This window comes from Synechococcus sp. CBW1107 (genome assembly GCF_015841355.1).
Taxonomy (GTDB): Bacteria; Cyanobacteriota; Cyanobacteriia; order PCC-6307; family Cyanobiaceae; genus Regnicoccus_A.
Genome location: NZ_CP064908.1, coordinates 3,002,177 through 3,017,063, shown reverse-complemented (window position 1 = coordinate 3,017,063; position 14,887 = coordinate 3,002,177). Strand labels below are relative to the sequence as shown.

The window sequence follows — 14,887 nt, the reverse complement described above, 5'->3', positions numbered from 1 at the left end:
CACTTGCTGGGACGCCGCTTGCACCACTGCCTCGGGCGGACATTAACTTACCCATGCATGGGGCGTTAGGTCGAAGTAGGTGGGTTGCACCACAACCCTTAGCGACCTCATTTCGATTGGCGACTGATCAACCTCCTGAGACAGAAACCCTAGTCCGTTGTGGAGTGATGTCCCTAGACCCCTGAAATACCTATTGATTGGTAGACAGCCTTGTGGAAAGGGGCGTAAACCCTAGAGCCCTACATAGTTTATCACAGCGGTCAATCAACTCAGAATTGTGCATTATCTGTTTCCAGTAATCAGGTACTATTTCGCCTGGATTTGAATGATAAGATAAGTTTGCCGATGGATCACCACCTAAGGTGATATCAAGCCACCAAGAAGTCTTATCTTGTATCGGTGAAATGGTAGTCTCTGATATTATAGAAGTCATTTTACTTAGTCGTGTGCTCATGGACATCCTTCGCATGAAAGGCAAGGTTACAAAATTGCTAGGGATAGAGCGAGAAAGTGGTGGCTGGTAGCTTGCATATTCTGATCCGATGAACTGATTAAAACGTTCAAGTGAATAACGACCAATTGCTTCAGGGTGGCGGATTACGTGCACAGAGCTAGCCGTACGATGTTTTTCCTTTGATACAAGAAGTGATTCATTGATCGAGCACCACATTATGAGTGGATCCAGTGCTATGTTGGAATTAAACTCCTTAGCAATTGACCACCAAATCAGAAGTGAGTCTAAGCCGTGAATCGTGGTCAGTATTGAAGAAGCATAAAAATAAGGATCTCTAAAAAGATATATATAGCGTGCACCTGGGAAATTAGATTCTAACCGGGGAATCTCATCAGGAAATAATGCTAAGCTGAACGAAGGATCATACAGATTGCAGCTGCTATTGGCCAAAAGCCTTTGATAAACCTGTCCAAAAGTATCTCTTGAATACATCATGCTGAGATCATGATGCGCCGCTTCAAGTTGATAGGTTTCAAAGCCACCATAGATAATTCCAGACAACGCACGAATTAAGCCATCGTCAATGCTGTAAAGATCGAGAGTAGAATTAACTTGTTTAAGGTGGTTAGAATCGCTTCTTACAGGAAGGTGAGTATGTGGAAGGCCAATCTGCCCCAACTGATTCATTCTGTTGCTGAATGATATTGCGCCACCTCTAGGAGCACTGATGACAAAGTTTAATCGATAAAATTCGATGGGGTTTGGCAACGTACTTGCATGCGGTAATGCAGGATAGATGGTAATCATTACTTGGCTAGGGAAGGAGAGACCAAAGATCCACGTTGATAAACCTAGTAATAGGAGATATGAGATTTAAAAGGATACAGGTATAGCCAACATCAATTTTAGCATAACCTTTTGATCCGATAAAATTTGTAGGCAGACTGTCATCTAATTGAATCTGCAGTTCAACGTATTGTAGGCCATCAAGCTCAACTGTTGATGGACTAATAGATGAAACTGTACCCTTAAATTCCTGATCTGAAACAGAATATAGTCTCAGCACACAAGGTAAGTTAATACGAACTCGTGCTCGATCATATTCAGGAATCAAGGCGCTTGTCTGAGTAAGCGGCTGAGCTTTCACGGTTAATATTGTCTCTCCTGGTGTGACAGTTCTGTTCAACAATGCTCTAGTATTTGAACTGATGACTCCATCAAAAGGCATTACAAGCGTGAGCTTACTGATACGAGCCTCTATAGCTTCCAATGCAATTTTGCCAACTTTCAAGCTACTTTCGGCTGAACTTAATTCGTCTAGAGCTTTGGATAGTTGCTCTCCTGAATTTACATCTTGATCAATTTTCTGTTTTCTCTGGGCGATTGTTACATCTGCCAAAGCAGATGTTAACTCACTTTTGGCACCCTCTAATTCGCCTGTAAGAGCTTCTTGAGAAGATAATAGGTTTTGAAGTTGAAATTCGCTGATTGCTCCAGACTTTGTTAAACCTCTCAGCTTTACTATTTGACCATTCTGAATCTTAATCTGATTTTGTAGGGATGTAATCTTTGACTTTACTTTTTGAACCATTGCATATGCGCTTTGGAGTTCCTCGTCACGATTCTCTCCTTCAAGTTTAATGCTTCCCGTGCGAATAGATTGAATAAGTGTCCTTTGAGTTCGAATATCTGAATCCAATTTTGAAATGAGTTGCATCTGCTGACTACGCTGAGAACTTAATGTTGGTGAGTACATTTGAAGTATCTTTGTTCCATTTTTTAAGATAATCGACGATGGTCCAGCTTGAAAGATTTGTTTAACAACTGCCGTTTCCGTAGAACGTATGTCAAGAGATTCACCTTCTGTTACATTTGCAGAACCTGTTACAGATGCCCTGAATGGAAACAAGAATATGATAATTAGGATAAAAGCTAGGAAAAATTTGCTGCTAAAAAAGCTTGTAATACCGAAGTGCAAAGAATGAAGAAATGAATTTGCCGCACCAAGAGATTGATTTGGCAATGATTGATCAGGTGTACCCAAAGTGTAGGATTTTGGTTTGGCAAGTATAGACAACTCGTCAGTTTTATGTGAAGAACGGCTTGCTATAAGTTTGGTAAAAAAAGTTAGGTATAAAAAGCGGATAAGTAAAACAGTTAGTGCAATCCGGACTATTAATGCAGTCCAATGACCGGCAAACTGAGGAACCTCGGCGGATATGTTTGGTATAAGAATATTGTAAAGTATAAGCATTTTGATGGTAAATGCTATTAATAAAGCAATTAGGAAAAGCAAGCTATTGATATCAGACTTTGACAAGGTTATTTGACTAAATTTTCCCTTAAAAAGATGAGATAATGTTGTAAAAGTACGCTTTACTGAAATTTTGAGATAGTTCTTAGGCATGACCCCAAAGAACTCAAGCAATCTTCTGCCTGGAGTATTCCGTACTGGAATCAGCAAAATAATCATACTAGCTAATGCGCCTTGTATGATTGCAACTAGAATATTGAGGCGAGAATAAGGTGAGCTGTCAGGTATTGGGGTATAAATATATAAATACAGGATTGAAAAGACAACAAGATATAGACGTACTAGCAGTGGTTGGGCAACTAATATCAATTCTTCAAGCTTTGTTGCTCGTTGCTTGATTTCCTTGCTATTTTGTTCTTTGGCTAACCTAGGCAAAAAGCCCCATTTTAGTCTAAGATATAACTTTTGATCATCTATATTTAGAGAATATGACAGAAGAATAGATATCATGACACTGATCAGGTTAATCACAATTAACATGATCAAGAGGCGCGACAAACCTGTCAGAGGATCAGACCTTTGTGACAATAAGACTGCTAGTGGCTTTACCCCAAAGTAAAAACTGTATATAGTACCTATAAACAGTATTACTGTCAAAGGGAAAAGCCAGGCTTGCAGGCTGATTAAGGCTCTCGGAGGTCTTAAAAGTCCACGGGAGGTAATCCAATTAAAACTTAAAAGTAAAATTTTACGATCTTCCTTTGATGTTGTTACCTTATTGCGTTCTGTTCTTGATCCATTCGGTGGATATAAGGAACTTGTAGATCCATTCGAAGACAATGAGTCTGGATTTGAGTTTATCGCAAAATGATGAGGATCAACTGGAAGCAATATTCCCTTTTCACATAACCAAGAAATATATTCATCTCGCTTAATATCTGCGCGAGATGTATCAAAAAAGTTCTTGCAATTAGAAAAAAGAAAGTCGACCGAACCACCACTTGAATCAGCATTAAGAATGGCATCCCATTCAGATGCGGACAACTTAAACGAAGTGGTTCGGTCACCAAAATATAAACGATATTGCCCTTCTACTAGGGGAGAAGTTCGTACTGATGGATTTATAGAGTAATAACAACTATCACCAACTATCATGGGAATAAACGAAAGGTTAGGGCGTACAAAATACTTTAGAATTCATCATCATTATCATCAAACATAGTACTTTGATTCACTCCGCTTTGAGATGATCCATATCCAGTAGTTTTCAACTTTTCCAGTTTTCCTGCCAAATCGTGAATCAGCTGCTCACAGCGACTCTGCTGATCCTCTTTAGTAAGGCTTGAAGGATCTACAATTGGAGCATTGGTCGAGTCTCCATCCGGTCCAATGGACTTTGATGCAGCCATCAAGCTGGACAATGCAAATTCATAATCTTTATCTTGATATTGAATCTTACCCCAGCAATAGTTAAAGCGAGGACTGTTGCTGCTTTGCACTCGGGTAAGTTCATCCTTGGCAGCACTGTATTCACCAAGATCTATATAGCATTCAGCCGCATCAATCGATAGGCGCTCTTTGAGTTTTGAAGGACATTCATCATTGTCTGCTGAACGAAGAACTGCCAAACCACGCACTTTATTACCCTGTGCGATTAGAATTTCACCAAGGAGAATTTGTGAATAATGATTTTTCGGATCAAGTCTCAAGCAGTTATTAAGATTGCGTTCGCATTCATCCAGCTGTCCTAGCTGAAGTTGAGCAATAGCAAGCATCCTGCGTAGCTTTGTGTCGTTAGGATTTTGAAGAACTGCTTCACGTAGAATTTTAGCTGCGTTATCAGCATCTCCGAGCTGTTGCAAGAATGATGCTAGTGCAGTTACATCCGACTTCTTGGTCGGCTTCTGTAGAAGAGCCCTGTTTGCGTACTCTTGTGCTAAAAGTTTATTACCTTCTTGAAGCCTCAGCTTACCAATACGAGAAAGCAACCTAATGTCTTCAGGTGTTAATGAAAGTGCTTTTTCAAGGTGAGCCATTGCAACTGCAGCATCACTTTCTGATCGAGCAATTGCAGCCATGGCTACGTGATATGGAGCATAGAGTTCCCCATCAGGAACTCCAGCCAAGATCCTTCTTGCCTCAGGAAAATTTTTCTCTTTAACGATCAGGGACCGCACCTGCTTGAAGGTTGATTTCAAGTGACCTGGAAGCACCACAGCCATTGTCGAGCATCTCTAAGCCAAAAAATCCTAGCACCGTCAACCAGTGGTAGTCAACTCTAGATGTTTGTCGAGGATTGGTGACATAAATAGCGCCTGAGAATCTGAGCTTTTTGCGTTATCATTAGGAAATTTTCATTGGTTCTCATTTGCATGGATTACTTTTCCAGTAAAATCTGAGAAAACTGCTTTCCAGCAGTTCGTTCCTAGCTAAATTAACGTGACTGTCTCATCATCCTTTTATTGCTACATTATATTATCAATCTTTGACGATGCTTGTCTCCCTGAATGAAGGGGTGGTTCTACTTTAGAGAATAAAGACTAAAACTTCCGTTTGAAAATCACCATTGATTGACTTTGGTATTTCTCGCTTGTTCGGCTGGAGCAAATCCTTAGCTCTCTCGCTTACCCAGTATATTACTAGGTTGCTGTGATCATTACTTTGAGCGCTAGTCATTGCGAATGGAGGTTATCCTAGCTGCATAAGTATAAATACGTCAAGTCGATCATGAATAGATTACTTGACTATAATGAATAGTATGTCAAGGCGGCTGAACTGCATGACTTAAAGCCACTCAAGTCAGCCTAGCTAAACGCTATTGTGATTTGTCTCTAACTATATGGATGCAACAATTATTGTCTGGGCCTATCTTGTCGAATTTGGGTGCAGCATTACTTCAAATAGCAGACGCAATAAATTGATAAGTGAAACCTCATCTGAACAATTTTCAACATTCCTAAGAGAAGCGTCATTCAGGATGATCAATGTGGCTGGACTCTGCCTTGATCACTGGATGATCCTAGCGTGCTCATCCCGGTACATCTCCGAAGTCGATTGATGCAGCACTATGGCACACACAGCCATGCCATGCTCTCTGAGCACCAGTCATCACCTCGGCGTTTCCACTGCTCGATTTCCATTCCCAAAAGTCTGTGCGAAGCTCGCCGTTCCACTTGTTTGATTGTCAGCACGAATGGTGAGCCCCCACCAATCCTGGTTTATTCTTAATCTTTGATCAACAGTTTCTATGTTTACTCTTTTTCTGCCCGGCAGTTTTCGCCGAGGTAGCGCCCCTCCGAGTGGTGTAACTCAGGAGGTCCTGTGACCCTCTCCGGAGGGTGAACAGGAGCAGTCAGGGGATGACTGCTTGGAAGCTGATTGCGCAGCTCCATTGATCCATTATGAACCCTGATCGCTGAATTGGCAACTCAGCGATCGATGTGTTCTGTGTAGATCGAGGTAGAAGCTGGTGCGCTTCAGCTGATGGTTGCAGCCGGCTGGGCGTTCGGATCTGCATCGGTGAGCTCCAAGGGCTCTTCTGGCTCTGGGATCTTGGCCATGGTGGCCTCAGAGAAGAAGCGGCGACGCTCCAGCTGCCATTCCTCCTGCTGCTCCAGCAGCTGGCTGCCCACCAGGCGCACGATCGCTGGATCATTGGGGAAGATGCCGACCACGTTGGTGCGGCGTTTGATCTCCTTGTTGAGGCGCTCGAGCGGGTTGGTGCTCCAGACCTTGCGCCAGTGCTCCTGGGGGAAGTGCAGGAAGGCCAGCACGTCGTCCCGGGCGGCTTCCATCACGGGCACGGCGCCGGGGAACTGCTTGCGCAGCATCTCGGTGACCCGCTGCCAGTGGGCGCGCACCTGATCTGGAGCCTGGATCACGAACACCGCTTTCATGGCAGCGGCCACCATGTCCTGGCCGGCCTTGGGCACATGGCTCAGCAGGTTGCGCAGGAAGTGCACCCGGCACCTCTGCCAGCTACTGCCCTGGAACATCCGCTTGATCGCTGCCGTCAGGCCCAGGTGGGCATCCGAGATCACCAGGCGGGTGCCGTCGAGGCCACGCTCCTTGAGTGAGCCCAGGAACTGACGCCAGAAGCCCTCCGCCTCGCTGTCGCCCACGGCAATGCCGAGAACTTCGCGGTAGCCGAGGGCATTGATGCCGATCGCCACCACCACCGCCCGCGACACCACCTGCATATTTCGGCCCAGGCGGCCGTGGAGGTAGGTGGCGTCGAGGTAGACGTAGGGAAAGCGGGCATGGTCAAGCGGCCGGCCCAGAAAGGCTTTCACCTGCTCATCGAGCCCCTGGCAGATGCGGCTCACCTCCGATTTGGAGATGCCGCTGGCCCCGCCCAGCGCCTCCACCAGGGCGTCGACCTTGCGGGTGGAGATCCCGCCGGTGTAGGCCTCCATCACCACGGCGTAGAGCGCCTTGTCCACCCGGCGGCGTGGCTCCAGCCAGCTGGGAAAGAAGCTGCCCTGCCGCAACCTGGGAATGGCCAGGCTGAGGTCGCCCACCTGGGTGGTGAGCAGCCGCTCCCGGTAGCCGTTGCGATGGGTGGAGCGCTGATCGGGGCAGCGCTCATGGAGTTGAGCGCCCGTGAGGGCAGAAACCTCGGCTTCCAGCAGGTCCTGGAAACCCCGGCGCACGATCTCTGGGATCAGGGCGCCAGCGGTGGTGCCCTCCATGAGCTGGCTCAGCTCGGAGGCGCCACTATGGGTGAGGGTCATGGTCTGTGTTCGGTTTGGTGGTAGTTCTCCGAACAGGGTCACAGACCGGCCCACCCATTGCCACAGCTGAAATCTGAGGGAGGTGAGCCGTCAGCCCCGGCTACGCCGGGGCTGATCCTCCTGAGTTACACCACTTGCTGGGACGCCGCTTTCGCCGAAGTTCCGATTATGTCTGGTTGAGTCAATGTTTGGCACATAATAGTGACTTTTACACTGTTGATTATCCGGTCTCTACTACTGTCGCCAAACTAAATTCTGAGTTTTATAGTTCAGATTGTATGCTCCAGGTCCGTCGAGAGTTAATTTATGGTAGCCAATCAATATCGGATTCGAGACTTTCGATTGCCTATGAGGACTCAGTCATGGGATCTTTTCTAGAACAAGTTAGGAAACGTCATGGTAATTCAATTTCTGATCATGAGATCCTTTCTCACACACTAGTTGTTGGTCATAGTCAAGGAGCAGGGCACGCCGCAGTTATGGCTATAGATCACAGTCTCAACGGCGTGCTGCTCATTTCAGGACCAGCTGATTCATACCAGCATGTTCCTTCTTCCTGGACTGGGATCAGGGCAAGAACTTCCAGAAGTCATGTTAAGATGTTTATCCATGCTGAAGATCGACATTCGAGAATGTGTCTATACCATTCAACCCTCCTTGGATTAAGCAATATTAGTGTGCTCACGGAGTCATCTAAGTTAGAAGATGTCATATCCAGTCAAGTTGTCATTGACACAAGGCCCTTGCCTCCCTTAAAGTCACATGATTGCTTGACGTTCGATTCAGAAAAGCTTGATGACTTCAACAAGTTATATTTATCTAACGTTATCACCAAGCACAAGTCGCTATCTAGCGAGTCCCTAACAAGCACCCTCTTAAGTTCGTTAAATTAATCCGACTTAACAATGAAGAATTCCTCGCTTTTTAATTTTCTAACAACTAAAACAGTTGACGACTCATCTCATGAAGCTCATAAAAGTGAAACTACGCAGTACCAGACCGCTAATTCCTTCGACTCTTGTCTTGAGGTATTGATGGAGCGAGCTAATCTTGACAGCACTGTTGCTGGTCGAGAAAACAGTATAGAATACAATACACTGACTCAGATTGTTTCAGTTTCCCGAAAAGATGCCGATCAATCTTACGTTGATGTTTCGGATGACGAAGATGCTGAACATCAGCTTGATCCTCAGCCATCAAGTTCTGAGCTTGTAGCGGAGCCCTTCAGTGAGATGGAGTCTGAAAATGCTCATGTAGCGTTATTTAAATTCTTATTTGACCCAATTGATCCTTCTTTTCATAATGATGAGTCATCTGATTTGATTCTTTCTACTGAACTCATTAATGATCTTCAGAATCTGAAGGACCGAATGCAGCATCGTTACAACGTTCTTAAGAGAAACCTTTTTAATATTCAATCTCATGAGTGAGCCTATCTTCTTATTGAGTCCCCCTCGTTCCTTTTCTTCAGTTGTTTCGTCTATAATTGGACAGCATCCCCAGCTTTATTGCTTTCCGGAGTTGCATCTGTTATGGCGCGATGATATAGAGCATGTTCTTTCAAGTAAATCTAATATTACTCAATCTCGTTTTGCTCCTAGTGGACTGCTACGAGCAATTGCACAGATTCATGAACAGGTTCAGAATAGTGCTTCCTGCAGTCGTGCATGGATGTGGCTTGCCAATCATAGATCTCTATCTACTAAGGAATTGTTTGATTATTTGTGTGCGGCTCATGAACCCAAGCTATGTATTGAGAAATCGCCTGGAAATACTCGATCAATTGATCGAATGATAAGACTTTTCAAATTTTATCCCAAAGCCAAATTCATCCATCTTACTCGGAGTGTCGTAGGCTCTTCTAAGTCACTTAAGGAGTTTTTTGAACATCGTGATTCAAATCAAGGTGAGCGTAAGAGTCTCCGACATCCACTTGTTAAAGATAACTATGCTTTAATGTGGTATGCTACTCATAAGAGCATATTGAAGTTTCGTTCGATTATACCTCCGTCCAATTTTCTTACAGTCAAGGGTGAGTCTATCCTAACTGAGCCACATTCAGTACTTCCTCAAATCTGCGAGTGGTTAGGAGTGTCGACTGACAAGCGAAGCATCGATGAAATGCTCCATCCAGAGAATTCTCCGTATGCCTTCTTTGGACCCCGTATGGCTCCATGTGGTAATGATCCAAAGTTTATTACTAATCCTGAATTTAGACCGATGCGCAGGAAGGAATATTCATTCGAACAAGTCAGGACTTACCTAAATTCAAATGATCGCTCAAACTTTACTCGCTACTACGTGGAGAGGTCTAGTAGCGAGGAAGCTATTTCGCGTTTACAAGATTGGAATCAGTCAATACTTGAACTAGTCTTAGATATCGAAGCACAACTTGGCTACGCTTGAACGAATGAATTTGCTTTCTATTCCCCTCCCTGGAGGGGCCAGCGAGACTCAGCAAATATTGGCTGTCCATCAGTCAATCAATTCTGCCGGACTGTGGGTTCTTCTTACTACGACTTCTTCTCGCACTCTTGTCTATTGTACATCATCTTTTTCTGATGCACGCTTTGTGCTTCCGTACTACTTTGTTTATCTTGGTTCATCGCTCAATGGTGAGCTATTCTTTATAACTGACGAGCCTGAAAGTACTCAACCTTTCTTGTATGTTTTACATTTTGACCCTTCTGTGGGTATCAAAGTGACTAGCGCTAAGATTAATTGCAATTCTAGTCATTGGAATCAATTACTTAAACTCTGTAAACCTCGTGCTAACTTGCTAGGTGCGTCTACTTTGAATAGTTCTCCTTTGCTTAATGATAATGCCTTCAACGAGTCTTTCTTGTCCTCAGTTTGTGTTCCGTTTCATAGTTATCGTGATGTACTATCTATAAGGAATCTTGCATCGCCATTATCATCCTGTTATAATTGCAGTTCGGCAATAGTCAATGCTATCTCTGTTTTTCAATCTCACTATCCGTACCTGTCACCTGTTGATGCTATTGAGTTCAGTGATCATACGGTTGCACTTGTTGCCAATGATTCTTCTATCAGAACTTTGAGTTGTGGGGTTGAATCTAGACTATTTGCCTGTAAGGGCTCGGCTAAGCCTACTCTTGTTCTTGGACGTTCTCTCTTCTCCATTGATAATTCATTGTCATTTGCACCTTCTGCATCAGTCATAGTTCACCCATCATTAGGCTTGGTCTTAGCTTCTTCACAGCATTGTGACTTGTCTTCCAAATTTTCTCAGTCTAACAGGCTTTGTGTATTCAGCCTAGATTATACAACAACTTCTATGTATTGTTCATCTGAATTTGGCTCTACATTTGTATTAGTTGACAAAGTCGTGCATCGTGACCATGATCTTGTGCCGATGCTTGTGCATCATCTAGATTATTCCCAAACGCTTTTTTATTCGTCTCGGGTTGATCGTTCAGTTATTTATTTCTTAGATGACGTTCAAATTTCATAATTGTTTCACAAGCAAATTCCATTTTTATTTACGAATCGTTCATACTGTAAATTATGCTTAGACCTGCATGCCGCTACGTGTAGATTGCGTTACATCTATAGCTATGCCCCCTGTTATGTGTTGATGTGTGTCTAATTTAAAGTTTTGTGATGCTAAGCGATTCTTTGCTAAGCGGACAGCCTCTGAATTCCAAGCCTTGCCGGTAAAAAATGCAGGCTATTTTGGGATGTCGAGTGATATACGCGGTCCATTCTTTTTGCCTAGTGCATTACATGAGGCTAGATGCTTGTAAGTACTATCGACGTTAAGTCTTTAACATTCAGTTTAATACTTTACTTCGTCTCGTGCATCTTGTTGAATTCTAATTTGTTGCGCCGGCACCCCCGGGTTCAGGAAAGATGTCCCCCCTTTCATTCGTACATCCGGGGGCTTGAGGACATGACCAATGCGTCGTTACAGCGAGGCCGTCAAGGCTGATGTGAGAAGGCGGATGAGCCCGCCCCAGAGGCAGAGCGTGGCCCGGATTTCAGAAGAGATGGGCATCCACGTGATCACTCTCTACAAATGGAGGAAGGCCTGGCGGTTGCAGGGGGAAGTGGTGCCGGCATCCGAGAGGGAACCAGAAGGCTGGAGCGCTGCCGACAAGTTCACCGTGGTCCCCCTGCGTCAGGAAAGTTGTCCGCTCGGTCTGACCCATCCACCAGGGGGCCAAACCGACGACCATGAAACCGACCTATGACACCGCTGTGCGGGACCAAGTCCGCCAGCGCATGAGCCCGCCAAACCGGGAGAGCGTGGCCGAGATCGCCCGCTCTACCGGGATCACGACCCAGACCCTCTACAACTGGCGCAGCCAGTGGCAGAAGCAGGGTCAGCTCGTGCCAGCCACCACCAAGCCGCCAGAGCAGTGGAGCGCTCTCGACAAGCTGGCCGCTGTGATCCAGGCGGCCGGCCTGAGTGGCCCTGATCTCGGGGTAGCGCCCCTCCGAGTGGTGTAACTCAGGAGGTCCTGTGACCCTCTCCGGAGGGTGAACAGGAGCAGTCAGGGGATGACTGCTTGGAAGCTGATTGCGCAGCTCCATTGATCCATTATGAACCCTGATCGCTGAATTGGCAACTCAGCGATCGATGTGTTCTGTGTAGATCGAGGTAGAAGCTGGTGCGCTTCAGCTGATGGTTGCAGCCGGCTGGGCGTTCGGATCTGCATCGGTGAGCTCCAAGGGCTCTTCTGGCTCTGGGATCTTGGCCATGGTGGCCTCAGAGAAGAGCGGCGTCCCAGCAAGTGGTGTAACTCAGGAGGATCAGCCCCGGCGTAGCCGGGGCTGACGGCTCACCTCCCTCAGATTTCAGCTGTGGCAATGGGTGGGCCGGTCTGTGACCCTGTTCGGAGAACTACCACCAAACCGAACACAGACCATGACCCTCACCCATAGTGGCGCCTCCGAGCTGAGCCAGCTCATGGAGGGCACCACCGCTGGCGCCCTGATCCCAGAGATCGTGCGCCGGGGTTTCCAGGACCTGCTGGAAGCCGAGGTTTCTGCCCTCACGGGCGCTCAACTCCATGAGCGCTGCCCCGATCAGCGCTCCACCCATCGCAACGGCTACCGGGAGCGGCTGCTCACCACCCAGGTGGGCGACCTCAGCCTGGCCATTCCCAGGTTGCGGCAGGGCAGCTTCTTTCCCAGCTGGCTGGAGCCACGCCGCCGGGTGGACAAGGCGCTCTACGCCGTGGTGATGGAGGCCTACACCGGCGGGATCTCCACCCGCAAGGTCGACGCCCTGGTGGAGGCGCTGGGCGGGGCCAGCGGCATCTCCAAATCGGAGGTGAGCCGCATCTGCCAGGGGCTCGATGAGCAGGTGAAAGCCTTTCTGGGCCGGCCGCTTGACCATGCCCGCTTTCCCTACGTCTACCTCGACGCCACCTACCTCCACGGCCGCCTGGGCCGAAATATGCAGGTGGTGTCGCGGGCGGTGGTGGTGGCGATCGGCATCAATGCCCTCGGCTACCGCGAAGTTCTCGGCATTGCCGTGGGCGACAGCGAGGCGGAGGGCTTCTGGCGTCAGTTCCTGGGCTCACTCAAGGAGCGTGGCCTCGACGGCACCCGCCTGGTGATCTCGGATGCCCACCTGGGCCTGACGGCAGCGATCAAGCGGATGTTCCAGGGCAGTAGCTGGCAGAGGTGCCGGGTGCACTTCCTGCGCAACCTGCTGAGCCATGTGCCCAAGGCCGGCCAGGACATGGTGGCCGCTGCCATGAAAGCGGTGTTCGTGATCCAGGCTCCAGATCAGGTGCGCGCCCACTGGCAGCGGGTCACCGAGATGCTGCGCAAGCAGTTCCCCGGCGCCGTGCCCGTGATGGAAGCCGCCCGGGACGACGTGCTGGCCTTCCTGCACTTCCCCCAGGAGCACTGGCGCAAGGTCTGGAGCACCAACCCGCTCGAGCGCCTCAACAAGGAGATCAAACGCCGCACCAACGTGGTCGGCATCTTCCCCAATGATCCAGCGATCGTGCGCCTGGTGGGCAGCCAGCTGCTGGAGCAGCAGGAGGAATGGCAGCTGGAGCGTCGCCGCTTCTTCTCTGAGGCCACCATGGCCAAGATCCCAGAGCCAGAAGAGCCCTTGGAGCTCACCGATGCAGATCCGAACGCCCAGCCGGCTGCAACCATCAGCTGAAGCGCACCAGCTTCTACCTCGATCTACACAGAACACATCGATCGCTGAGTTGCCAATTCAGCGATCAGGGTTCATAATGGATCAATGGAGCTGCGCAATCAGCTTCCAAGCAGTCATCCCCTGACTGCTCCTGTTCACCCTCCGGAGAGGGTCACAGGACCTCCTGAGTTACACCACTCGGAGGGGCGCTACCGGGCGCGCACCTGATCTGGAGCCTGGATCACGAACACCGCTTTCATGGCAGCGGCCACCATGTCCTGGCCGGCCTTGGGCACATGGCTCAGCAGGTTGCGCAGGAAGTGCACCCGGCACCTCTGCCAGCTACTGCCCTGGAACATCCGCTTGATCGCTGCCGTCAGGCCCAGGTGGGCATCCGAGATCACCAGGCGGGTGCCGTCGAGGCCACGCTCCTTGAGTGAGCCCAGGAACTGACGCCAGAAGCCCTCCGCCTCGCTGTCGCCCACGGCAATGCCGAGAACTTCGCGGTAGCCGAGGGCATTGATGCCGATCGCCACCACCACCGCCCGCGACACCACCTGCATATTTCGGCCCAGGCGGCCGTGGAGGTAGGTGGCGTCGAGGTAGACGTAGGGAAAGCGGGCATGGTCAAGCGGCCGGCCCAGAAAGGCTTTCACCTGCTCATCGAGCCCCTGGCAGATGCGGCTCACCTCCGATTTGGAGATGCCGCTGGCCCCGCCCAGCGCCTCCACCAGGGCGTCGACCTTGCGGGTGGAGATCCCGCCGGTGTAGGCCTCCATCACCACGGCGTAGAGCGCCTTGTCCACCCGGCGGCGTGGCTCCAGCCAGCTGGGAAAGAAGCTGCCCTGCCGCAACCTGGGAATGGCCAGGCTGAGGTCGCCCACCTGGGTGGTGAGCAGCCGCTCCCGGTAGCCGTTGCGATGGGTGGAGCGCTGATCGGGGCAGCGCTCATGGAGTTGAGCGCCCGTGAGGGCAGAAACCTCGGCTTCCAGCAGGTCCTGGAAACCCCGGCGCACGATCTCTGGGATCAGGGCGCCAGCGGTGGTGCCCTCCATGAGCTGGCTCAGCTCGGAGGCGCCACTATGGGTGAGGGTCATGGTCTGTGTTCGGTTTGGTGGTAGTTCTCCGAACAGGGTCACAGACCGGCCCACCCATTGCCACAGCTGAAATCTGAGGGAGGTGAGCCGTCAGCCCCGGCTACGCCGGGGCTGATCCTCCTGAGTTACACCACTTGCTGGGACGCCGCTTTCTGCAACTAATGAAGAACATTGACAACTTCCCCCAGGCTTGCGTCACTTGTCATCAACGTGTAATTATGA

10 protein-coding genes and 1 pseudogene are annotated in these 14,887 nt (G+C 48.8%); 6 read left to right on the top strand and 5 right to left on the bottom strand.

Going from position 1 to position 14,887, the window contains the following annotated elements:
* Positions 1-190 precede the first annotated feature (190 nt).
* The 4 genes from I1E95_RS15735 to I1E95_RS15720 all read right to left on the bottom strand — a co-directional run bounded on the left by I1E95_RS15735 (position 191) and on the right by I1E95_RS15720 (position 7,441).
* On the bottom strand, positions 191-1,261 hold the full coding sequence (locus I1E95_RS15735) for a hypothetical protein (protein ID WP_197163871.1): 1,071 nt from the start codon (positions 1,259-1,261) through the stop codon (positions 191-193).
* A 7-nt stretch (positions 1,262-1,268) separates the two neighbouring features.
* Positions 1,269-3,863: an HlyD family secretion protein gene (locus I1E95_RS15730; RefSeq protein WP_197163869.1), complete on the bottom strand. Its 2,595-nt coding sequence runs from the start codon at positions 3,861-3,863 to the stop codon at positions 1,269-1,271.
* 35 nt (positions 3,864-3,898) lie between these two features.
* On the bottom strand, positions 3,899-4,930 hold the full coding sequence (locus I1E95_RS15725) for a lipopolysaccharide assembly protein LapB (protein ID WP_197163867.1): 1,032 nt from the start codon (positions 4,928-4,930) through the stop codon (positions 3,899-3,901).
* Positions 4,931-6,184: 1,254 nt separating this feature from the next.
* Entirely contained in the window at positions 6,185-7,441 is a 1,257-nt protein-coding gene (locus I1E95_RS15720; protein ID WP_197161565.1) for an IS256 family transposase, read from the bottom strand.
* Positions 7,442-8,475: 1,034 nt separating this feature from the next.
* Here I1E95_RS15720 and I1E95_RS15715 point away from each other — a divergent pair.
* The 6 genes from I1E95_RS15715 to I1E95_RS15690 all read left to right on the top strand — a co-directional run bounded on the left by I1E95_RS15715 (position 8,476) and on the right by I1E95_RS15690 (position 13,589).
* Complete coding sequence (locus I1E95_RS15715; RefSeq protein ID WP_231594699.1) at positions 8,476-8,871, top strand: hypothetical protein; 396 nt, start codon at positions 8,476-8,478, stop codon at positions 8,869-8,871.
* Positions 8,864-9,847 carry a sulfotransferase gene (locus tag I1E95_RS15710; protein ID WP_197163863.1) on the top strand — a complete coding sequence of 328 codons (984 nt, stop codon included), beginning with the start codon at positions 8,864-8,866 and terminating at the stop codon, positions 9,845-9,847. Before I1E95_RS15715 ends, I1E95_RS15710 begins: the two co-directional genes overlap by 8 nt.
* 4 nt (positions 9,848-9,851) lie before the next feature.
* The gene (locus I1E95_RS15705; RefSeq protein WP_231594698.1) at positions 9,852-10,916 is read left to right on the top strand and encodes a hypothetical protein; all 1,065 of its coding nucleotides are present in this window, start codon (positions 9,852-9,854) and stop codon (positions 10,914-10,916) included.
* 490 nt (positions 10,917-11,406) lie between these two features.
* Positions 11,407-11,655, top strand: coding sequence for a helix-turn-helix domain-containing protein (locus tag I1E95_RS15700; RefSeq protein ID WP_231594697.1), 249 nt, complete (start codon positions 11,407-11,409; stop codon positions 11,653-11,655).
* On the top strand, positions 11,639-11,914 hold the full coding sequence (locus tag I1E95_RS15695; RefSeq protein WP_197163859.1) for a transposase: 276 nt from the start codon (positions 11,639-11,641) through the stop codon (positions 11,912-11,914). The genes I1E95_RS15700 and I1E95_RS15695 overlap by 17 nt, the downstream gene beginning before the upstream one ends.
* 418 nt (positions 11,915-12,332) lie before the next feature.
* Complete coding sequence (locus tag I1E95_RS15690) at positions 12,333-13,589, top strand: IS256 family transposase (protein WP_197161565.1); 1,257 nt, start codon at positions 12,333-12,335, stop codon at positions 13,587-13,589.
* Positions 13,590-13,795: 206 nt separating this feature from the next.
* Here the strand turns inward: I1E95_RS15690 and I1E95_RS15685 are convergent.
* Positions 13,796-14,665, bottom strand: a pseudogene (locus tag I1E95_RS15685) (IS256 family transposase); the annotation flags it as partial.
* Between the last annotated feature and the right edge of the window lie 222 nt (positions 14,666-14,887).